The sequence below is a fragment of the Cytobacillus sp. C11.1 genome, assembly GCF_058145115.1.
In genome coordinates this window covers 3322873-3344409 of the sequence record NZ_CM176935.1, presented here as the reverse complement: position 1 = coordinate 3344409, position 21537 = coordinate 3322873, and the positions used below count along the sequence as shown (strand labels likewise).

The window sequence follows — 21537 nt, the reverse complement described above, 5'->3', positions numbered from 1 at the left end:
TTTGACCGAATACCACTGAGAATACAAGCTATCTAGTATTTCGTGCAAGTGAATATTGAATTGCCCTTTTTTAAAGTCAATATTTATATAGGGTTTAATATTGCTATCTTTAATGATACCGCTAAATATAATGACTTTTTTTTCCAATTGGCACTTTCAATACATTAATACTGGATATGTGGTCAAATTCTCCTTCTCCGATTAACGTGGCAATGGATAAATTTCTCAAGCTTATTATAAAAACATTCTTTTCTTCCAAAATAGTAACTCCCCTGGAACGAAAAAATACCCAGAACTAACATACCTTTTTTAATAAAGATATGGTGGTTCTAGGTATTTCCCATTTGTCTATGATTATATCTGTAATTATATACTAGAGAATATTTTCTCTTTAAGTATTATTTTGGAGTGAAGTACTCACTACTATAGCGATTAACAAACTTTTCCTTTACAATATTCCTAGAAACAAACAAAAGTGTGGTGAGTTTTTTGTTTAAACTGCTTTTAATTGAGGATGATTCCTCCCTTTTTAACGAGATTAAAGAACGGCTATCGCAATGGTCTTACGATGTTTATGGAATCGAGGACTTCAGCAAGGTTATGCAGGAGTTTGCGGACAAAAACCCTGATTTAGTCATCATTGATATTCAGCTGCCGAAGTTTGATGGTTTCCATTGGTGCCGGATGATTCGATCTCATTCAAATGTCCCGATCATCTTCCTGTCATCACGTGATCACCCGACAGATCAGGTTATGTCTATGCAGCTTGGTGCTGACGATTTTGTACAAAAGCCTTTTCACTTTGATGTTTTAATTGCAAAAATCCAAGCTATCCTTCGCCGCGTTTATAATTACAGTGCAATTCAGGTGAAGCTAAAGACATGGTGCGGTGCGACTGTTGATTATGAACAAAACACAGTTACAAACGCAGCCGGCAGCATTGAATTGACTAAAAATGAAATTTACATATTGAAATTGCTGATTGAGCGAAAAAACCAGATTGTCACCCGGGACGAAATCATCAATAGCCTCTGGGATGACAAGCGTTTTATCAGTGATAATACACTAACGGTAAATGTGAACCGCCTGCGGAAAAAGCTTGATCAAATTTGGCTCGGCAGCAGGATTGAAACGAAGGTCGGACAGGGCTATATGGCGACCGAAGAGGATACATCACATGTTTAGCAGATATATCAGAGAACGGCTGAGCTGGATTCTTCTTTTTTTGTTTTTGCAGGTTCTTGGAGCTTTTATCGTGTATATTGACTCTGCCCTTTCATTGCGCCCCTTTCTTTATTACAGCTTTTTATCGCTCCTGATCTTTATTATCTTCTTCCTTCTGCGGTTTCAAAAAGAAACGAAATTTTATAAAGAGTTTGAGGATCGGGAAGATAATTTGGATGTAACGAGCATCCCTGAAGCTGGAAGCCCTTTTGAAGAGATTGTTGAAAGCAGCTTACTAAGTCAAACTGAACGGTTTAAGCAGGAACTTACTCAAAACCGCACGCTGCTTGAACAGGAAAAAGATGAATTGCTGTCCTGGATCCATGAGGTCAAAACGCCGATGACAGCCATGCACCTGATGATTGACCGGATGGAGGACCATACGCTAAAGTCTGCATTAACCTATGAATGGCTCCGCATCCACCTCCTTCTTGATCAGCAGCTTCATCGAAAACGCATTCCTTATATGGAGAATGATTTATACATCGAAAAAACAAATTTAGAAGAAATCATTTTCAGCGAGATCAAATCTCTGCAATCCTGGTGTAGGCAAAAAGGTATTGGATTCGAGGTTGAATTAGAAGAAACCGAAGTTCTTAGCGACTCAAAATGGATCAGTTTTGTCATTCGGCAGATTTTGACCAACGCTGTTAAATACAGTGAAAATTCAGAGATCACGATTTCGAGTTTTAAACGTAACGGGCAAACGGTTCTCCAGGTCCAGGATTTTGGCCGGGGCATAGATCCAAAGGATTTGCCGCGTATATTTGAAAAAGGCTTTACTTCAACAGTAAACCATCAGGACAAAACTGCTTCTGGAATGGGCTTATATTTGGCAAAAAAAGCAGCAGAATCTTTGAAGATCAATCTACTGGCGGAGTCTCAGCCAGGAAAGGGTTCGACATTTATACTGATCTTCCCGAAGCGAAACGAATTTGTCAGCATAACAGGCATGTGACAAAAATGTCACATGCTCTTCTTATTTGTTCGCTCATTCGAAGGAAATGGATATTAGAGACTTTTATAATAAAGCTATGTTAATGCTCACTTTTGATTTGGCACCCTGTTGATTGGAGCGGAAATCACAAAATCACCGAAGATGCATTCCATTTCTATCGTACGGTTTATATTCAAGGAAGCTAATCCAATGTCATGCGGAAGAAGCATGTCAAAGGGAGACGCCGTTAGGTTTCCGAAACGCATGCAGTCCGCTGAGTGACTGAAAGAAATCAACGGGGCAATTTTAACAAGCATATTATAAAAATTTCAAAAAAGGATGGTTACACATGATAGTTCTTGAAGCCAATAAAATTCATAAAAGCTACGGCAATAAATTTAATAAACAGGAAGTCTTGAAAGGCATCGATTTGCAGATTGAAGCAGGCGAATTTGTCAGCATCATGGGTGCTTCAGGATCCGGCAAAACTACTCTGCTTAATGTTCTTTCCTCAATAGACCGGGTGAGCACCGGTGAAATAAATATTGAAGGAAAAGAAATGACTGGTTTAAAGGATAAGCAGCTCGCCCAATTCCGCAAGCAGCATTTGGGGTTCATTTTCCAGGAATATAATCTGCTGGACACACTGACTGTGAAGGAGAATATCCTCCTCCCCCTGTCTATCAGCAAAACGCCCAAAAGGGAAGCGGATGAAAAGTTTGCAGCCGTTGCAAATGAGCTGGGCATATTCGACCTTAAAGACAAATACCCGAATGAAATCTCGGGCGGACAAAAGCAGCGGACTTCAGCGGCACGTGCGTTTATTCATGAACCAAGCATCATTTTTGCAGATGAACCAACCGGGGCACTTGATTCGAAATCAGCTTCCGATTTATTGAATAAACTAAGCGATTTGAATCAGATCCGTAACGCAACCATCATCATGGTGACGCATGATCCAGTTGCAGCCAGTTATTGCAGCCGCGTGGTTTTTATTAAAGATGGCCAGATTTATACACAGCTGAACAAGGGCGATCAATCCAGACAGTCCTTCTTCAAAGATATTATGAAAACGCAAGGCGTATTGGGCGGTGTTCAGCATGAGTATTAATACTCTCATTCTCCGAAATCTGAAAAAGAATCTTAAGAATTATTATCTCTATGTGTTTGCACTCATTTTTAGTGTTGCTCTCTATTTCGCTTTTGTGACACTGCAGTACGATCCGGCAATGACGGAAACAAAGGGATCTATTAAGGGCGCAGCCGCGTTAAGGACTGCCTCCATTCTGCTTGTCGTGATTGTTTCGATCTTTCTTCTGTATGCCAACAATATTTTTATAAAAAGGCGCAGCAAGGAAATTGGACTTTTTCAATTGATCGGAATGACAAAGAACGAAATATTTAAGCTTCTGAGCCTTGAAAACCTGCTGCTATACTTTGGCTCTCTTGTTTTTGGAATCTTTATTGGATTTTCTTTTTCAAAATTGATTCTTATGATTCTTTTTAAAATGACGGGAGTGGAAGGTGTCGCTGAATTGCACTTTTCAGAAGAGGCACTTTTACAGACAATTGTTGTTTTTTCAGTGATTTATTTGTTTATAATGCTGATAAACTTTGCGTTTATAAAAAGGCAGACCATCCTCTCCCTTTTCAGGGTGGTTTCAGTTGCAGAAGGAAAAGCTAAAAAGATATCGTTCTGGGAAATGCTGATGGGTGTACTAGGCATTGTATTGATCCTTGCCGGCTATTACGTCTCTACCCTCCTCTTCGGCGGAGATCTTTCAAGCGTGAATGAACTATTCATGGCAATGGTTTTTATACTGGCTACGGTCATTATCGGAACATATCTTTTCTATAAAGGTTCTGTCAGCTTTATTGCAAACATGGTCCGCAAAAAGAAAGACGGCTACTTAAATGTGAATAATGTACTTTCTTTGTCATCAATCATGTTCCGTATGAAATCAAACTCACTGTTATTAACCATTATTACGACTGTATCTGCTTTGGCAATCGGATTATTGTCACTAACTTATATATCCTATTATTCGGCGGAAAAATCGGCTGAGGAAGGCCTGCCTGCCCACTTCACGATGACAGATGATGAAGATGCAGCTAAGTTTAAGAAGATCCTTAAAAACGAAGGCTTGGATTATAAAGAACAACGAATAGAGACTTTCCAGATAGAAGCAAACATGGCGAATGTACTGGATGTAAATATTGAAGAAATGAATATGAAGGCAAGCACTATGTATCTTCCAATTGTAAGTGAACAATCTATCCCCGGCATTGACCTGAATCCTGAAGAAGCGATGCTGACGGGAACGAATGATATCCTTGGAAGATTTATGACATTTAAGGATACAGGAGCCATTGAATTAAAAGGGAAAACAGTTTCGATTGAGCAAAACTATTTGGGATTAAATGATGAATTTGTGCTTCCATATTATTTTACAGCTGGCGGTATGCCAGTTGCGATCGTGGATGAAGAGGTATATTCGCAATTAAAAAAGGACCTTAATCCAGAAATTCAGCTGGAAAACTCGCTTTATATCGGTATCGATCTTATAGATAATGATAAGATCGAAAAAGCCAATGAGCTTTTCCAGAATACAGAATTCATCGGAAGAGCCGATTCCCAGCTTGAAATGAGCAACCGGCAAAAAATGAATATGGGATTAGTGATGTTCATCGTCGGATTCCTTGGATTGACCTTCCTGGTTACTTCAGGCTGTATTCTTTACTTTAAACAAATGGACCAAAGTGAAGATGAAAAGCCAAACTACACCATTTTACGCAAGCTTGGTTTTACGCAGGGCGATTTGCTGCGCGGCATTCAGGCCAAACAAGCCTTTAACTTCGGAATTCCTCTTGTAATTGGACTGATGCACAGCTTTTTTGCAGTTAAATCTGGCTGGTTCATGTTTGGAAGTGAACTTTGGACTCCGATGATTGTAGTGATGGTGCTCTACACCGTCCTTTACTCGATTTTCGGTATTTTGTCCGTGCTTTATTCAAAAAAAGTAATCAAAGATGCATTGTAAGACTAAAAAAACCGCTCATGGATCTGCGTCCAGAGCGGTTTATTTTGTATCCGAACCCCGTTTGGGGGCCGTCCCTTTTAGGACCCCTTAATCATTTGGACACGAACCTACTGGAAAAAGTAAACTAGAGGTAAGGATTCTATGAGGAAAGGAGTGTCCAAATGCCCAAACAAAGAATTGATATTATTGAAGATGTTAAGAAGAAATATGTTCGGATGGCTATAGAGACAGGGAACATTTCTTCCATTGCCCGTAAAGCAGGTATTTCAAGAGAAACTTTAAGAGCCTGGATGAGAACCTATGAAGATGAAGTTCAGGACTTGATGGATAATGAAGGTACAGTGAGGCTTTCTGAAGATCCTTCTAAGGATGAGTTAATGGAAAAATACGAACAAGCCATGAAGCTTCTTGGAGAAAAAGAACTTGAAGTAGCTATGTTAAAGAATTTATTAAAAAAAAGAGAGTGACCGTACAGGAGCGTTTGGCAGAGGTTGAGCTTTGGGTATCTGAAGGCTTCCCTATTAATAGGGCGATGAAAGCATTGGAGGTTTCTCGATCCATGTACTATTACGAGCAGAATAAGGAAAAGACATCTACAGATGTCAAAAGAGGAAGACCTTTTCCGGGGTATTCTTTGACAAACACAGGAGAAAAAATTCCAGACGAGCAGATAGAAGAATTTTTGATGGAAGCCATCGAAGGAGAAGAAGGAATTTACGGGTATAAGAAGCTGACTCATTACCTTCAAAAACAACATAACCTTGTGATTGATAAAAAGAAGGTTTACCGGTTATGTGCGAAGTTAGATATTCTATTACCGAAACGAATTGCTCAATCAAAATTCCCCAGAAGAATGGCTAAACAGCATATGATCACGCAGCCTAATCAACTATGGCAGCTAGACATTAAGTACGGATCCATTGAGAAGAGTGGAAGGTTCTTTTTTCTGGCTAGTGCCATTGATGTATTTGACCGGAGTATCGTTGGATATTATCGAGGTTCAAAGTGCCAAGCAAAAGATATTACAAACATGCTTAAAGAGGCATTAAAGACTCGGCAGGTTTATAAATCTAACGAAAAAGATGAATATAGTATCATTATAAGAACCGATAATGGCCCTCAATTTGTCAGTTATCACTTCGGGGAGTTTTGTGCGGAAAACAAGATATACCATGAAAGAATCCCACCTAAATCTCCTAACTTAAATGCATTCATTGAATCATTTCACAGTGTGATTGAACGGGAGTGTTACCGTAGGTATACTTTTGAGTGCTTTGAGGAGGCCTATTTTCGGATAGATGAATTTATGGAGTTTTACAATTTGCGAAGATTTCATGGGAGTTTGAATTACAGGGCCCCTCTTGAGTTTCATGATTTATATAAAGAGCTAGGAAATACAGAAGAAATGGCGATTAGCTTATAGCATCGCAAAGGTGCTCCTTCTTCACTTAAACCGCTCATAGATGATGAAGCGAAAGGGTCAAGCGTAGTGGGCTTGACGCTTGAGTGCAATCATCTATTATGCAAAAAGTGAAGAAGGATAGAAAAAATAAAAAACTGTGAATAGACAAGAAAAGTCGAGTATGTGTCCGAAATTAGGGGGCCAAGCCGGTCCATAATAGTATACTTGCAGATTTCATTGTTTTATTTGCAAATCATGGTACTCCGGATAGGGTTAAAAATATTTTTTATGAACAGACTTCCTTTTCCGAACAGCATCAACAATAAGCTGGAAACTATATAATAAAACAGCTCTAAGCAAGAGAATACCTGTTAGCTGAATATTATTGACTCGAGCTAACGTCCCTATCCCCGCCCATTTTAAAAATGCAATTCCGGGAAATGCAAATAAAATATGTAAGACACCGTTCATAATCATATACTTTTTGAATTTGCCATACGCCAATTTTAGAACCCAAAAGGATGCCAAAAAATACGGTCCAAGGATGAAAGCAGTCTCAGCTTTTACTTTAGGGAGAATGCTCGTATAAAATTCCCACCAGTTGCGTTTGTATGCCACTATGTTCAAAAGCTTAGTAAAAATGCTCATTAAGATAGCTGCCGGTAGAAACCTTCTGAATTCACTTTTTTTAATAAAAGGCATGGTCAGCCAAGGAAGAATCATCATAATGATTAATATGGACCGTGAAAATGGCTTCATAAATTGCACCTCCAATTGGTAGGATGCACCATTTATAAAAATTATATGAATAAATTACTGCTTTAATAGAAAAAAGCAGCTGCTTATTTGATGCTGTTCAGCGATAGGGGCGCCGACTAGAATACCAGTGAGCTGCTCGTTTTTTGAGAATTCACCTAAAAAAAGATCCGTACATGACAAAATGGTCCCAAACTTGAAGGTCCGGAACCATATTCAGGTTTAAAATATCAGGAATATTTTTACTGATTTGATCGTTTCATTGATTGTTCGTAAGTTTCTTCATTTTGTTCGCAAGTTTCAGACATTTGTTCGCAAGATTTCACCAGTTCTTCGCAAGTTTTTACCGTTTATTCGTAAAGTTCACAAATGCAGCCGCACCTTCAAGCTGTTTATACAGGAAATGCGGCTGCATTTTATTTTGGATATGCAGATTGAATGTTCTCCTTATGAGTTGCTTTATTTTGTGCATAAAAAATCAGCTCATCCAGCTTCTGGCTTAGTTTCAAGGTTTGTCTATCTGCCAAGCCATTGGAATTTATACTCTCAATCATTGCTTGCCTGGCGTCTTCAATAGCTTGGATTATGTTCATATTTGTTTTCATCCTATCACCCAGCCGCCGTTAACCTTCCAGAATCGGAATCCTCTTTTTATACTTTTCAACCAGTATCCGATTATGGTCTTCCGCTCCATCGACATTTCCGCTTTTAAAGATGGGCGGATCAAAATTATTTTTAAGCATAATCTCAACGGCTTCCACCATTACGCTATTCACAATTGCCAGCCCGGCAATCGATGAAGCAGATCCAAATCGGGTTCCCATGGAAGGATCCTTCAATAGTGCATCTCCGGCTTCAATATGATTGTCAATGACAAGGTCTGCAGAGTTATATAAATATTTTCCGCTGCTGTGGCGAGAGGATTGAGTTTCAGCATAGCGCGGGGAAGTTACAGTAATCACAAAAGCTCCCTTCGCTTTCGATAGTTCTGCCACATCGATTGGGACTGGATTTCTGCCTGATGTAGAGGCAACGATTACTACATCAGTGGCTTGTATATCAACGTTTTGCATAAAATGTTCAGCAAAATCATTCTGTTTTTCCAGAGTAGAGGACCGGACTGCTCCTTTGTGAAGCATTAAATCCTCAATTAAAATAGGGTTGATAGGAGCAAGACCCCCTGCCCGGTAAAACAGCTCTTCCCCGAGCATATGGGAATGCCCGCAGCCAAAGACATGGACAATCCCATTGTTTTGGATGCATTCTGCAATAGCCTTTGCAGCTTTCTTCAAGCTTTGTTCTTCATCTTTTTCAATTACATCCAATAGCCCCTTAATTTCGTTCAGGTATTGTTCAAGCATTATCAAAAACCCCCTGTTTACACTTTCACTCTAGAAGCGGAAAGTGCGGCTTCATCGACGATAATATTTACATTGGGATGCAATCTAAGAACAGACGCTGGAAATTGTTCATCTATATCTCCATACAAAAGCTGCTGCAAGGCTTCACTTTTTGATTCTCCGGATACGAGCAGAAGGATCTCCCTGCTTTGCATAATTGTTGAGATTCCCATTGTAATCGCCTGGGTTGGTACTTCAGTTATATCTGAAAAAAATCTTGCGTTTGCTTCCCTTGTGGAAGGAGTTAAATCAACAATATGAGTTTTAGTGGAAAACGGTGTTCCCGGTTCGTTGAAGCCGATATGGCCATTGCTTCCAATACCCAAAATTTGAAGGTCAATGCCTCCATGGCTTTCGAGCGCCTTTTCATAGTTCTGGCATTCCTCTTCCATATCTTTAGCAACCCCGCTTGGAATGTGCGTTTTTTGCTTTTGGATATCCAAATGGCCGAATAGATTCAAGTTCATAAAATGGCGATAGCTGTTGCTATTTTCACCAGCGAGGCCAATATATTCATCCAAATTAAATGTAGTAACCTTCTTGTAGGATGTACCATTATGAAGGTGGTCTTGTATCAGGTTCTTATATGTTCCAACAGGGGTGCCCCCGGTTGCCAAGCCCAGCGTTATTTTAGGATATTGGCGGATTTTATTAATGATATGATCCGCGGCAGCTTTGCTCATTTCTTCATAGTTTTTCACTTTTAAAATGTTCATCATTCATTTCCTCCTAGCTGACCCTGTTTAAAATATCTTCTGTCCAAGTTGTATGGTTAATTCCTATAAAAACCTTTCGAATTAATCAGGCTTGTATATATCTTCATATTTTTAAACAAGATAAAAAAACTATCACCCTTTTACGATATGTATCGTAACATCATTCAGTATAGTTGTCTATACCAATAATACGTTTAATGGTTAGCCCACAAACTGTATTTATATGTAAATTAAATTTTTTTCTAAATTTAATAAATAATTTCTTTGAAAATTGGTATAGACAACTATATTAATATTTTGGTATGATAACGACAGTTCGATAAAACGCTTTCTTAATTTTACTTTCAATAAAAGGAGAGATAAACATGTTAGGATTCTTGCAACGAATTGGTAAGGCATTGATGCTTCCTATCGCTGTTTTGCCTGCTGCTGGCCTTTTGCTTCGCTTTGGACAAGAAGATTTATTAGGCATAGAATTCATCGCTAATGCAGGTAATGCTATATTTGCCAACCTGGCATTGATTTTCGCTATAGGGGTTGCAATGGGATTTGCAAAAGACAATAACGGCGCTGCGGCCCTATCTGGAGCAATCGGCTTTCTAGTTCTAACAGAAGGTGCAGTTGCGATTGATGAGAATATCAATATGGGTGTACTTGGCGGGATTATTGCTGGTATTATTGCTGGATTATTATACAACCGCTTTCATGATATTAAGCTCCCGGAATGGCTTGGATTCTTCAGCGGACGAAGATTTGTGCCGATTATAACATCTGTTACGATGATTCTTCTGGCAGCCATTGCCGGATTTGCCTGGCCTCCTATCCAGGGTGCGATTGATGCATTGGGCAACTGGATAATTGGATTGGGTGCTGTAGGATCAGGACTTTTCGGATTTTTAAACCGTCTGCTTATCCCTTTAGGCTTACACCACGTATTAAACAGCCTGTTTTGGTTTCAATTTGGGGAATTTGAAGGGGTTAATGGGGACATCGCCCGTTTCTTTGCTGGAGACCCATCAGCTGGGGCTTATATGACCGGATTCTTCCCTGTTATGATGTTTGGACTTCCGGCAGCTGCTTTTGCCATTATCGCTGCAGCAAAGCCGGAAAGAAGAAAAGCAGTCTCCGGGATGTTTATCGGTTTGGCATTAACCTCTTTCCTTACAGGAATCACAGAACCGATTGAGTTTTCATTTATGTTTATAGCTCCCCTGCTTTATGGAGTTCATGCCGTATTAACGGGCTTATCCATGTGGGTTACCACTTTATTGGGAATCCGCGATGGTTTCACCTTCTCGGCTGGAGCGATCGATTTCGCCTTGAACTTTAATATTGCTGAAAAGCCTGTTTTACTGCTAGGTATCGGTGCCATTTATGCGGTTCTGTACTTCGTCATTTTCTATGGATTGATTAAAGCGCTCAACCTGAAAACACCTGGCCGCGAAGAAGAAACAGAGGACGAAGTTGTTCCAGAAGCAGCCGCTCCTGAAGGAAGTAACAAATATGAACGAATGGCAACCCATTTTATTAATGACCTTGGCGGAAAAGAAAATATTTCTTCTATTGATAACTGTGCGACACGTTTGCGCCTAAACATTAAGGACATGGAAAAAGTTCAAGAAAACTCCCTGAAAGCACATGGTGCAAAAGGCATAATGAAGCTTAGCAAAACGAATTTACAAATTATTGTCGGAACAGAAGTTGAATTTGTTGCCGATGCTATGAAGAGGAAGAAAGACTAAAGGCTTTCATTAAAAAAACAGTGTCCATTTCCGGACACTGTTTTTATATTATCATTTAATTCGCATCAAACAGGTCCATAAGAAATCTTCTCCGAGCACCTCATTAGGCTGCTGGACTTTTTTCATCCGCCTAAACTGCACGATATCAAACTCCTCCATAAAATTAGCTTTCAGCCTATTTTCTGAATAGCCAATGCCTCTCTTTAGACTGCCGCTCCGGTAAACATCCCAGTCCGAAGTATCCAATGCCCCATCTGTGTTAAAGCAGACCAGTCCAAACAGCCCGCGGGGTTTCAGTGCTCTTTTTAGGATTGCTCGATACGTCAGGCGACGGTGCGGCGGCAAATGATGAAACATTCCGCAGTCATAAATAAAATCATATGTATGAGGCTTATATTCGTAGTCAAACAAAGAGGTGCAGACAAAGTTAACATCAACTTCTGCCTCAACTGCCCTTTCTCGAGCCCATTCGATTGCTTTTGCAGAAAGATCAATGGCATCAACCCTGGCTCCATTTTGGGCCATAAAAATGGCGTTCCTGCCCGGCCCACATCCTAACTCAAGCATTCTTAGCGGCTTCAGCCCATTTTCCACATACTCAGCCAGGTTCTCGTCCGGCCCTTTCACCTTGAAAAAAGGAATGTCTCTCTCGCGATCTTCATAAAAACTCTCCCAAAATGGCTTTGGCTCTCTTAAAAAGTCATCCAGCATATCCAATAAATCGTCATAACTCAAAATATCTTTTTCCATCGCGTAACCCCCTTGCCTTTCATTGTACTAAAAACGGCAGAATCACTGATTACAGCCAGGTTAAAAGAAGGTTATTTTTGGAAAGAAGCAAGCTCAAAATAACTAAAATTTTCCTCTTAGGCATCCTCCAATCAGGGAAATTCTTGTTTGAAAAAGTTTTGAAAGGAATAGCACCACTTTGAATCAAATTGTCTACCGGAGCATCTCATGCAGTTTTAGATGATTTCCGCAAATTGTAAATCGTAACATTTGTAACACATTTGAAATATAAGGTGTTTTTAAAGGATTTCACGAAAACTTGTCCTTCAAATGAGAGGTTATACATATAATGATTGACAGGATGGTCTAGGAGGTAATAATATGTTTATTTTTCTCGATAAGGCGATTCTGGCCATGGCGCTTTTACGTCTGGTTTCAGGAAGCCTAGAAATCTTTGTTGCCCTTTTAATTTTAAGAATAAATGATATAGAAAAAGCTTTAATCATGAACAGCTCACTTGCCCTCATTGGTCCGCCGGTTCTCCTATTAACGACTGTAATCGGGCTTACCGGAATGACTGACAAAGTTTCACTTGCAAAAATATTGTGGGTGCTGGGAGGAGTCGGCTGCATCATCTATGGGGTCAAAGGGAATTAATCAAAGTTTGCTTCTCCAAATCAGCGTAAACCCCAGAGGAAAAGGAATGAAAATGGGAAGTATTATCTCAACAATCATCAAATTATAAATACAAAAAAACCAGCCTCCGATTGGAAACTGGTTTGAGAACAATTGTATGTAGCCGCTCTTGCCGTAACTGGTTATAAGAAAGTTTTAAACCACCACTCCTCAAAGTGGGTGTTTGCAAAAACATTCCTGCCTGTCCTCCTTGTCGTATAGACGGAGGCTTGTCATTCCTGTTTCGATGTTAAACTCCCTATTACAGCTTAAAGGTTAAAACTTTATTATGATTACGTACAATGCAGCTTGTTTTATTATAATAAAATAATTTCATCTTCAGTTCAATGGTAATAATTTCCTGAATTTATTTCATACGAGCGACTTGAAAAACTTTCATACAAATTCTCCTTAAAATGGGACAGAATATCCCATATATGATAAGGGGGATTTAATTTGGGCAGGAAATTTGAAAAAAGTGTTTTGCGGACTTTATTCGTTATTGGGATAGCTTTATTTATTAACCTTGTCAGAAAACCCCCGATAAAGGACTGGCTCTTAATCTTCTTTTTAAAAAGCTATATCGCCACATTTCTTGATAACCTACTGGTACGTAAAGGATATCTGAAATATCCGGTCAATTTGTTTAAAACATTTGATGTAAGCGTATTGTTCAGTTATCTAATTTTCCCTATAACATGTGTTTATTTCAATCAGGTAACCCGGCATTCCGGCATCAAGGATATTTTGATAAAATGCCTGCTTTTCAGTGCTCCGTCCGCGATAGCAGAACACTTCCTTGAGAAAAAAACAAAATTAATTAAATACAAAAAATCATGGAATTCCTTATATAGCTTTTCATCCATTGCAGCCACATTCTTAATGACGCGCGGAATGATAGGTTTGATTCGAAAATCTTCTGAAAAAGAAAGCAGCAGCAAAATGAGGGAATAAAAAACCTAAATAATAAAAAGTCATTTAAATTAGTCATTCCTTTTTTAGGAAAAGGCTGCTTTCGCAAACTTTGTTGCTTTTCAAACAAGTAACCAGTAGAGGTTGATTTCCGCTCCAGGATGCTCCAATCAACCAACCTTATTTACCCATGTTTTTATTTACAAAATCTATAAAAAAAACAACAATCTTTTAGAAAAGTGCAGGAAAATATCGTGTGATTTTTTCCCTATGAGGTCTTCTTATCTTCCCCAAAATTTGGCGGTGTGGCCTTCCTTGCCAGCACACCTCCATCATAAAACTTGCCGTATTCCTTTACAATTTTTGTTGCCTCCGACCCTGTGGGGATTGTTCCGTTTGTTGAATAAGTCAAGTAATAGGTTTTAGTATTTCTCCGGTGAATCACCCATCCGAAAAATTTCATCGCAAAACTGTGGTTATTCCTATTACGGAATTGCGGCATGGTCTTCCCATCCCAAACGGTCATCGTCTGGCCGGTGCCTCTTCCTTTTTTCAACTCCCCGATCAACTCTGCATAAAGCAGGCCTGGCGCTTTTTTCATCTGGTTCATCACCATTAGCGTTAAAAAATTATTGATCGCTAGCTGTGCAAAATTTAGTCCCTCGCCTCTCGTAAGCGAAATAAACGTTTTCTCTGGAAGCTGTTCCGGCTTTTCGCCCAACATTAAAGTACCAAATCCACCGTCTTCCTTGTTGGATGTCCATTTTTTTGGTTTCATTTAAAATGCCTCCCATTAGTAAAAAAGACCTAAGTTAATTATTATTCTTGGAGGAGGACCCGTATTCCTTTTTTTACAATAGAAAAGTCGGAGGCTCTGGTACCTCCGACTGGCTATTAGCGATAAATTAAATTTGTTAATTCCATAAATTGAACTGTTGAGCCATCGCGATCAATTCGCACTTTAAGTTCATGATTGTCAAGCTGGTAGGTTAACTCCTCACACTTTGCTGATTCGTAGCAAGTGACAGCCTCTTTTTTGTTTGCCTGGCCATATTCCTCTATAACCTGTTCCTTGGTAAATGGCATAGCCGGAAACATCCGTTCGCTTAGATATTCCGGATAAACGGCCAGACTGCCAATGGTGCCATCCTTCATATTCATGGTCACCCTTACCCCGGCTCCATCATTTTGGTAAAAAAGACTTTCAATATTTAAATAAGTTTCCGATTTTTTCGGCTCTCCCATTCTGAATTTGATGTCTTCATAAGCATCACCAGGTGCTAAGCCGAAAATTTGAAGCGGCTTTTCAGCGTGAATGTAAGCATCTTTTATGCCTGCTTTCTTCACTGCCTCTAATTGCTTCTCGGCATTCTTTTTATTTTTAAAAGCACCTGCCTGTACGCGGTAATGTGTTTTACCTTTTATAACTACCGTGCTTAAGGCTGCTGGGATCTCTTTTTTCTGTAGTAGAGAAACCCGGTTTACTGCATTTTCTTTTTTACTAAAAGAACCAGCCATAATCTTATGGTATGCATCCTCATCCTCTGAAAGAATCAGGCGCTGTCCAGGATAAATGGTGGAGCCATCAAGATGATTCAGCTCTGAAATACGGGCTACACTCATATGATGCTTTTTTGCAAGTGCATAAAGAGTATCTCCTTTCTCAACCACAACCATCTCTTTATCTGGGCTGTGATCCGCCATAACCGCTCCCCCTGAAATAATAACCGCCAGAGAAATAATACCTGCTGTAAAAATCTGTTTGATTTTCTTCATTATTTTCACCTCACTACAATAGACGAAGGCAAATAAGCGATGTCGCAGAAGGACGAGCCTATTTTAGATATTGTAGGAATTTTGGGTTAACGCCTAAATACTTTTAACTGAAAAATTGGAATATGGGGTTTCCGGAAAAGAGCTAACTTTTATGCCTACTCTTTCGGATAACTGGCTGATAGGGTAAAAGAACCAATTCGGTTATAAAAAAGGAGAGAATCTATTTTAATTCAGATTAAAATTTATAATGCAGATAAAATCCTTTATATTTTTTTAGGCTGAACAGGTTGCTATGATTTTGATGATTCGAGTAATTAAAGTCCCAACGAAATCGCTGTAAGGTACAAAGATTAAATGCCATTTTGTTTATTGTTCCTTTTTTCGTCGTTAAATGCTCTGTTTAACTACCATTTCCCTCATTGTGCCTTCATTATCGTCGTAAATCATTCCGATTATCTACCATATTCACCACTGCCTCTCCCTTTTCGTCGTTAATCGCTCTGATTATCTACCATATTCACCACTGCCTCTCCCATATCGTCGCTAATCACTCTGATTATCTACCATTTCCTCACTGCCGCTCCCTTTTCGTCGTTAATCGCTCTGATTATCTACCATATTCACCACTGCCTCTCCCTTTTCGTCGTTAATCGCTCTGATTATCTACTATATTCACCACTGCCACTCCCTTTTCGTCGCTAAACACTCGGATTACCTACCATACTCCACACTGCCACTCCCTTTTCGTCGTGAATCCGATCACCTGCCATCATTTCCTTTCCACAATAAAAAAGAGATGGCCCAAAGCCATCTCTCCTCACTTATGCAGGTGCATCAATTTCGTCATCAGCAATGTGTTTTTCATTATATTGAACATCTTTCCGGGCATTGTATCGGTCTGCTTTTTCAAGGGTTACAGTGATGTTGTAGTCTGGAATTCCGGCGAATTTTTCGTAGCGTCCTCTTGGCAATAGGAAGTTTCCTTCTGGGAAGTGGACTTCAACGTTGCCGCGGGCGATGTCGACGAATTTGGCTCTTCCCTGGAATACGCCGAATCCATTATAGAGCACAATTCCTTCGCCTTCAGCGATGCTTAGATCCTGTGCATCTTCTTCGTTCATCAATACGTCATAGCGGCCGGCACCATTCAGCGGGTCTACCTCTTTATACACCATGGAGTTAAATTGCTTACCGCGGCGTGATGTAACAATGAACTGGCCTTCTTTTTTGCCAAGGTCGGGAATATCTACCGTAATCAGATGACCTTTTCCATCCGGAGTCGGGCAGATTCCATCCTCACATAACCACGCGCCGCCCCATTGGAAGACATCCCCCGCTTTCTTCAGATGCTGAATGCCATCATAGCTTGGATTTGCCAGAGCAATTTCCTCGCGGATTTCCTTTGCATTCTTAAAATCAACCAAATGAACTGTCTCAGGCTTCACGCGTTTTGCAAGGTCAATATAAATCTTCCACTCTTCACGGGCTTCTTGCACTTTGTTCTTATTCCCCTCAATTTCCGGGCTGAAGTACACCATGCGCTCTGTCGAGGTAGAAGTACCGCCGCCCTCTTGCTCATATCGGGTTTTTGCAGGAAGAACGATAACGGCTTCTTTGGCGTCAACCAAAGTGGAGGTGTTTAAAATAATATCCTGGTGGACACGGATGTCCAGTTCTGATAATGCTTTTTCTATAAAGTCCGGATCTGGCATCGTTTCAAGGAAATTACCGCCGGAAAGATAGTAAAGCTTGATTTTACGCTCATGGTCCTCTGGCAGCATAATGTTTTCCAATGTTACCCCAACAATATCACCCTGCCATTTTTGCAGCTCAAAGCCCCAAAGGTTTTGGATGCGGGTAAAATTGTCTCCGTAGAAATCTCCGCCAGGAAGAACGAACGGATCCGCTCCCATTTCGCCGCTGCCCTGTACAGATGAATGGCCACGGAATGGCATTAATCCGTTATGCTTTCTGCCAAGATGGCCGCGAAGTAATGCAAGGTTGGCAACCTGTGAAATATTATCTGTTGCAAAAGAATGCATGGTCAAGCCAAGTGCCCAGGCATAAACAGCATTTTTACTATTTGCCAATAGCTCCGCAAGCTCAATAATGCGTTCTCTGCTTACACCGGATGATTCCACAATGTCATCCCATGATTGTTCTTTCACTTTCTGCTTTAAATCCTGATAGCCGTTCACATGCTCGTTCACAAACGTATGATTAATCGCAGAGCCGTACTGCTGCTTTTCCATGTCAAACCAATGCTTCATGATTCCATGCATGAACGCAATATCTCCGCCAATGTTTACCTGATAAAAGTCATCCGCAATTTTTGTTCCGAATAACGCTGACTCCGGGTTCGAAGGAATCCAGTATTTATCCATCGCAGGCTCTTTATATGGATTTACGACAATGATTTTAGTGCCGTTTTTCTTCGCCTCAAGCATGTACTTGGATGAAACCGGCGAGCTGTTGGATGCTACGCTTCCCCAGAATAAGAGGACGTCCGTTCCAATCCAGTCCAGATAGTTTGCTGTTGAAGCTCCTACCCCGATTGAACGCTTCAAAGCAGTTTTTGAAGGCGAATGGCAGATGCGGCTCGCGTTATCGATATGGTTCGTGCCAAGGAAGCGGGCTACTTTTCCGGCCACATAATACGACTCATTCGTGATTCCGCGGCTTGTCAGGTAAAATGCATATTGCTTCGGATCCAGCACCTTCATTTTTTCTGCGATCATATTCATCGCATCATCCCACGTAATTCTTGAGAATTTACGCTCGCCTTTCCTGCGGATCATAGGGTACGGAATGCGTCCCAATTTACGAAGTTCCGTGCTGTCATATTTTCTTAACTCATCAATATCCGCATGCAGAATTTCAGGTTTGATTGCACCGGCTGTATTCAAGCGAAGAACATTCAATCTAGTTGTACAAACATGCGGTCCTTTTAAAGTTTGGTCATAAAGTCCGGAAACGCCAAGCGCACAGCCGTCGCAAACACCTTTTGTTAAAATATTGGTGGCATAGCCGAGGTTATCTTTGTTTTCCCAAAGGATTTTTGCTGTGTCTCTCATATGCTTTGGCTTAATTTTACCGAGCCCGAATGGCACAGGGCTTACCCAATGCTTTGGATCTGGCATAGCCTTTTTCTTCTGAGGCCCTGGATGTATCGTTTTTCCCACGTGTAACACTCCTTAGATTTAATGCTAGTCCTAATATTTTTATAGAGAAAAATCTCTCTGAATTCTCGATGGTTAAATAACTTTTTACTATTGTATATGGGCTAATAGTGCAAACATAGCCCATCTGCCCTGTTTAAAAAGAAAAAACCACCGCGAAACAGCCTCTTAAAAAGATGCGGATTCTTCGGTGGTTAGTCTTTAGCAGGATCGCTGCCAAGTGCCAGACCTGGTTGTATGTTAATAAAATTAACTTGCTAATCGCTCATTAGCTTCATTTTGTTTGCGTAATTTTTTAATATCAAATCGAATTAGAATGGAAACGACTAATGCTACAACAAAAAGTCCCGCAAAGCTTGTTAAGCTTGAAGCATAGCTTCCTGTTGAATCCTTCATCCATGCAGCAAACATTGGACCTGCCAACCCGGCTGCTGCCCAAGCTGTAAGGATGTAACCGTGGATCGCGCCAAGCTGCTTCGTTCCAAAAACGTCCCCGATGAATGCCGGGATGGACGAAAATCCTCCACCGTACATCGTGTATACAATGGCCAGCATAATTTGGAACAGCATAGCTTCTTTTGTGTGAGGCAATAGCAGAAATAAAGCAATCTGTGATACGAAGAAAATCGTATACGTGTTCGGGCGGCCAATATAATCAGAGATGGATGCCCATGCCAGGCGTCCCAATCCGTTGAATATGCCCAGCACGCCAACAAGTGTTGCTGCTTCTGCTGTTGTTAATCCTATGCTTTCCTGTGCCAAAGGCTTCGCGGCTGATAGGATCGCAATACCGCATGTTACGTTTATAAATAGCATAATCCACAAATAGTAGAAGCGGGATGTTTTGACAGCTTCATTCGCTGTTAACTGTGCCAAATCCTGTTTGATTTTGATTTTTCCAGCTTTGGCTTTTTCCTTCATGCCCTCTGGTGCCCAATCGGCAGGCGGCCGTTCTAAGTATAAAGAAGATAATGCCATGATGATTAGGTACGCGGCACCTAGAATGTAGAATGTATTAGCCGTACCGACAGATTTAATAAGTGTGTCCATAATTGGGCTTGCTACCGCTGCGGCGAAACCAAATCCCATAATCGCAAGGCCCGTTGCAAATCCGCGGCGGTCAGGGAACCATTTTACCAGTGTGGATACTGGAGCAATATAGCCCACTCCCAATCCGATTCCACCCAGTACACCATAAGTTATGTACAAAAATGGCAAGGAACCAAGGTTTACTGCAAGACCAGCGCCCAGCATACCTGCTCCGAAAAATCCCGCTGCAAGCAGTCCCGCTTTTCTCGGACCATGTTTTTCGACGAAATGCCCCAGAAAGGCTGCAGACAACCCTAAAAATAGAATCGCCAAACTAAATGTTAATTGTACCTGCTTCGATGTCCAGCCAAACTCCTCAATCAATGGATTGGTGAAGTTGCTCCACGCATAGACGGAACCGATTGAAATGTGGATTCCCACTGCGGAAGCGGCGATCAGCCACCGATTTTTTGTCTTTTTCACTTCTCTTCCCCCTCAATAAATAGGCTCTCCCCTTTAAAAAGAACCTTGTGAAGCTCAATCCCTGTTTTTATGTATGTAAAACGGTTACAGGAAAGGTTTCTTGAAATAAAAAAACCGCCAATCTCTCCGGCATTCACACTTATGTGTATGCAGAAGAAAGATTGACGGTTAGTATCAAGCAGGATTCGCTACTTAAGGACCAACTGTTAATCGTTTTCATACCTTGTGACACTTTAACCGACGACAGGTTCGCTATCTCAAATCAAAATGTGACAGATTTATGAACTTAACTTCAAAAAAAATCATATCACTTTGAAAAAACTTGTTCAAGCCCTTTTTAGAACTTTGTTATATCAATTTTACACTATTATGGAGTTGGGAAACTGTTTTCACTTTTTCTGCGAAAGAACTTATATTAGCAACTTTCTGTTTTTATTAGCAACTTTCTGTTTTAATTAGCAACTTATAAGATATATTAGCAGCTCTAGTACGGACCTACTTTTCCAGCACACAAAAATGGCCCGGTGAAAAATCCCCGGGGCCATTCTCTATTATTTCCCTTTCTTCACTTCATGAAGCAAATCAGGATAGTTTGTAAACATACCCGTTACTCCCCAGTCAATTAGCTGCTTCATTCTTTCCTTATCATTGACTGTGTAAGGGTGCAGTTCAAGTCCGCTGTTCACGATATTTTGTACATATACTTCATTCAGGTAAGTATGGTTCGGTCCAACACCCATTGCATATTGCTTTATTTCCTCAATTTCTAAGTCGGTAATTGCTGCATTCGTTTTATAAGAGATTAATTGAACCAGTTTAATGGATGGATCTAATTCATGCATCACCTTTAGACTTTCAACGCTGAATGACTGAACAAGAAGTTTTTCTTTGTTAATATCATACTTGTCGACAAGGCGAGTAAGCTCTTTTTCCATGCCAGGATACACGTCCGGTGACTTTGTTTCTATGTAATAGCTCTTATTTTTGCCGAACTTCTGAAAAACCTCCTCAAGTGTTGGAACCTTTAACCCTTCATATTCCGGATTAGCAAATTGCGGATATTTTTCATTAAACCAGCTGCCTGCATCAAGCTCCCGGATTTCTTCAAGGGTAAAATCTTTTACGAGCCCCGAACCATTTGTAGTACGGTCAAGCTTAACATCATGCATTGCAATGAGCTGTCCATCTTTCGTCATCTGAAGGTCTATTTCAATATAATCACCATGCATTTTTTCACCCATTTCGTAGGAAATCACCGTATGCTCTGGTGCATAAGCAGACGCCCCGCGGTGAGAAACATTCACGATTTCTTTATACTTATCTTTTGCCATCGCCGCTCCTCCCCCAACAGTAGCACTAAGACCAATTACAACTGCACCTATCGCCGAAATCATTTTCTTTTTCAAATTCTCCATCTCCTATCTCTTAATTTGTTACACATTAAGAATAGAGATGAAGTGTTAAGGCGGTTATAACTTATTGTAAAATGTGGAAGAATAATAGATTACAAGAATATAAATGCGAACAATTCGTCCT

General features: G+C 40.4%; 19 protein-coding genes and 1 other RNA gene. 9 read left to right on the top strand and 11 right to left on the bottom strand.

All coding sequences use genetic code 11. From position 1 onward, the window contains the following. Window positions 1–489 precede the first annotated feature (489 nt). The 6 genes from AC3ZVC_RS16580 (at window position 490) to AC3ZVC_RS16555 (ending at window position 6625) form a co-directional block, all read left to right on the top strand. Window positions 490–1185 (top strand): response regulator transcription factor, encoded by a 696-nt coding sequence (locus AC3ZVC_RS16580; RefSeq protein WP_490064311.1) that lies wholly within the window; start codon window positions 490–492, stop codon window positions 1183–1185. Further along, window positions 1178–2182 (top strand): sensor histidine kinase, encoded by a 1005-nt coding sequence (locus tag AC3ZVC_RS16575; RefSeq protein WP_490064310.1) that lies wholly within the window; start codon window positions 1178–1180, stop codon window positions 2180–2182. Before AC3ZVC_RS16580 ends, AC3ZVC_RS16575 begins: the two co-directional genes overlap by 8 nt. 328 nt (window positions 2183–2510) lie before the next feature. Continuing rightward, a complete protein-coding gene (locus AC3ZVC_RS16570; RefSeq protein WP_490064309.1) occupies window positions 2511–3272 on the top strand; it encodes an ABC transporter ATP-binding protein in 762 nt (253 codons plus the stop codon). Beyond that, entirely contained in the window at window positions 3262–5202 is a 1941-nt protein-coding gene (locus AC3ZVC_RS16565; protein ID WP_490064308.1) for an ABC transporter permease, read from the top strand. The genes AC3ZVC_RS16570 and AC3ZVC_RS16565 overlap by 11 nt, the downstream gene beginning before the upstream one ends. 161 nt (window positions 5203–5363) lie before the next feature. Further along, window positions 5364–5669, top strand: coding sequence for a helix-turn-helix domain-containing protein (locus tag AC3ZVC_RS16560; protein WP_490064307.1), 306 nt, complete (start codon window positions 5364–5366; stop codon window positions 5667–5669). After that, a complete protein-coding gene (locus AC3ZVC_RS16555; RefSeq protein WP_490064306.1) occupies window positions 5666–6625 on the top strand; it encodes an IS3 family transposase in 960 nt (319 codons plus the stop codon). The genes AC3ZVC_RS16560 and AC3ZVC_RS16555 overlap by 4 nt, the downstream gene beginning before the upstream one ends. A 252-nt stretch (window positions 6626–6877) precedes the next feature. On the opposite strand, the gene AC3ZVC_RS16550 is transcribed toward AC3ZVC_RS16555, so the two are convergent. The 4 genes from AC3ZVC_RS16550 to nagB all read right to left on the bottom strand — a co-directional run bounded on the left by AC3ZVC_RS16550 (window position 6878) and on the right by nagB (window position 9476). After that, a complete protein-coding gene (locus AC3ZVC_RS16550; RefSeq protein WP_490064305.1) occupies window positions 6878–7363 on the bottom strand; it encodes a hypothetical protein in 486 nt (161 codons plus the stop codon). A gap of 413 nt (window positions 7364–7776) precedes the next feature. Next, window positions 7777–7953: an aspartyl-phosphate phosphatase Spo0E family protein gene (locus AC3ZVC_RS16545; RefSeq protein ID WP_490064304.1), complete on the bottom strand. Its 177-nt coding sequence runs from the start codon at window positions 7951–7953 to the stop codon at window positions 7777–7779. A 30-nt stretch (window positions 7954–7983) separates the two neighbouring features. Beyond that, entirely contained in the window at window positions 7984–8721 is a 738-nt protein-coding gene (locus AC3ZVC_RS16540) for an SIS domain-containing protein (RefSeq protein WP_490064303.1), read from the bottom strand. Window positions 8722–8738: 17 nt separating this feature from the next. Beyond that, entirely contained in the window at window positions 8739–9476 is a 738-nt protein-coding gene (gene nagB / locus AC3ZVC_RS16535) for a glucosamine-6-phosphate deaminase (RefSeq protein ID WP_490068946.1), read from the bottom strand. A gap of 365 nt (window positions 9477–9841) precedes the next feature. Between nagB and nagE the strand changes: the two genes are divergently transcribed. After that, window positions 9842–11218 carry an N-acetylglucosamine-specific PTS transporter subunit IIBC gene (nagE, locus tag AC3ZVC_RS16530; RefSeq protein ID WP_490064302.1) on the top strand — a complete coding sequence of 459 codons (1377 nt, stop codon included), beginning with the start codon at window positions 9842–9844 and terminating at the stop codon, window positions 11216–11218. Window positions 11219–11269: 51 nt separating this feature from the next. On the opposite strand, the gene AC3ZVC_RS16525 is transcribed toward nagE, so the two are convergent. Next, a complete protein-coding gene (locus tag AC3ZVC_RS16525) occupies window positions 11270–11968 on the bottom strand; it encodes a class I SAM-dependent methyltransferase (RefSeq protein ID WP_490064301.1) in 699 nt (232 codons plus the stop codon). Window positions 11969–12328: 360 nt separating this feature from the next. Here AC3ZVC_RS16525 and AC3ZVC_RS16520 point away from each other — a divergent pair, with 360 nt between their 5' ends. After that, on the top strand, window positions 12329–12604 hold the full coding sequence (locus AC3ZVC_RS16520; RefSeq protein ID WP_490064300.1) for a YqhV family protein: 276 nt from the start codon (window positions 12329–12331) through the stop codon (window positions 12602–12604). 135 nt (window positions 12605–12739) lie between these two features. On the opposite strand, the gene ssrS is transcribed toward AC3ZVC_RS16520, so the two are convergent. After that, window positions 12740–12936: non-coding RNA, 6S RNA (gene ssrS / locus AC3ZVC_RS16515), on the bottom strand. Window positions 12937–13078: 142 nt separating this feature from the next. Between ssrS and AC3ZVC_RS16510 the strand changes: the two genes are divergently transcribed. Beyond that, window positions 13079–13576 carry a CBO0543 family protein gene (locus AC3ZVC_RS16510; protein WP_490064299.1) on the top strand — a complete coding sequence of 166 codons (498 nt, stop codon included), beginning with the start codon at window positions 13079–13081 and terminating at the stop codon, window positions 13574–13576. A gap of 226 nt (window positions 13577–13802) precedes the next feature. Here the strand turns inward: AC3ZVC_RS16510 and AC3ZVC_RS16505 are convergent, their stop codons facing one another. The 5 genes from AC3ZVC_RS16505 to AC3ZVC_RS16485 all read right to left on the bottom strand — a co-directional run bounded on the left by AC3ZVC_RS16505 (window position 13803) and on the right by AC3ZVC_RS16485 (window position 21407). Beyond that, window positions 13803–14312, bottom strand: coding sequence for a hypothetical protein (locus tag AC3ZVC_RS16505; RefSeq protein ID WP_490064298.1), 510 nt, complete (start codon window positions 14310–14312; stop codon window positions 13803–13805). A gap of 116 nt (window positions 14313–14428) precedes the next feature. Beyond that, window positions 14429–15310, bottom strand: coding sequence for a LysM peptidoglycan-binding domain-containing protein (locus AC3ZVC_RS16500; protein ID WP_490064297.1), 882 nt, complete (start codon window positions 15308–15310; stop codon window positions 14429–14431). Between the two features lie 821 nt (window positions 15311–16131). After that, window positions 16132–18492 (bottom strand): FdhF/YdeP family oxidoreductase, encoded by a 2361-nt coding sequence (locus AC3ZVC_RS16495; RefSeq protein WP_490064296.1) that lies wholly within the window; start codon window positions 18490–18492, stop codon window positions 16132–16134. Between the two features lie 246 nt (window positions 18493–18738). Next, a complete protein-coding gene (locus tag AC3ZVC_RS16490; RefSeq protein WP_490064295.1) occupies window positions 18739–20001 on the bottom strand; it encodes an L-lactate MFS transporter in 1263 nt (420 codons plus the stop codon). Between the two features lie 551 nt (window positions 20002–20552). Beyond that, window positions 20553–21407: a glycerophosphodiester phosphodiesterase gene (locus AC3ZVC_RS16485; RefSeq protein WP_490064294.1), complete on the bottom strand. Its 855-nt coding sequence runs from the start codon at window positions 21405–21407 to the stop codon at window positions 20553–20555. Window positions 21408–21537: the final 130 nt, after the last annotated feature.

Bases quoted from the DNA above. Each gene is read 5' to 3' on its own strand.
- AC3ZVC_RS16575 (WP_490064310.1), top strand. From the start codon at position 1,178: ATGTTTAGCAGATATATCAGAGAACGGCTGAGCTGGATTCTTCTTTTT.
- AC3ZVC_RS16570 (WP_490064309.1), top strand. From the start codon at position 2,511: ATGATAGTTCTTGAAGCCAATAAAATTCATAAAAGCTACGGCAATAAA.
- AC3ZVC_RS16565 (WP_490064308.1), top strand. From the start codon at position 3,262: ATGAGTATTAATACTCTCATTCTCCGAAATCTGAAAAAGAATCTTAAG.
- AC3ZVC_RS16560 (WP_490064307.1), top strand. From the start codon at position 5,364: ATGCCCAAACAAAGAATTGATATTATTGAAGATGTTAAGAAGAAATAT.
- AC3ZVC_RS16550 (WP_490064305.1), bottom strand. From the start codon at position 7,363: ATGAAGCCATTTTCACGGTCCATATTAATCATTATGATGATTCTTCCT.
- AC3ZVC_RS16545 (WP_490064304.1), bottom strand. From the start codon at position 7,953: ATGAACATAATCCAAGCTATTGAAGACGCCAGGCAAGCAATGATTGAG.
- AC3ZVC_RS16540 (WP_490064303.1), bottom strand. From the start codon at position 8,721: ATGCTTGAACAATACCTGAACGAAATTAAGGGGCTATTGGATGTAATT.
- nagB (WP_490068946.1), bottom strand. From the start codon at position 9,476: ATGAACATTTTAAAAGTGAAAAACTATGAAGAAATGAGCAAAGCTGCC.
- nagE (WP_490064302.1), top strand. From the start codon at position 9,842: ATGTTAGGATTCTTGCAACGAATTGGTAAGGCATTGATGCTTCCTATC.
- AC3ZVC_RS16525 (WP_490064301.1), bottom strand. From the start codon at position 11,968: ATGGAAAAAGATATTTTGAGTTATGACGATTTATTGGATATGCTGGAT.
- AC3ZVC_RS16520 (WP_490064300.1), top strand. From the start codon at position 12,329: ATGTTTATTTTTCTCGATAAGGCGATTCTGGCCATGGCGCTTTTACGT.
- AC3ZVC_RS16505 (WP_490064298.1), bottom strand. From the start codon at position 14,312: ATGAAACCAAAAAAATGGACATCCAACAAGGAAGACGGTGGATTTGGT.
- AC3ZVC_RS16500 (WP_490064297.1), bottom strand. From the start codon at position 15,310: ATGAAGAAAATCAAACAGATTTTTACAGCAGGTATTATTTCTCTGGCG.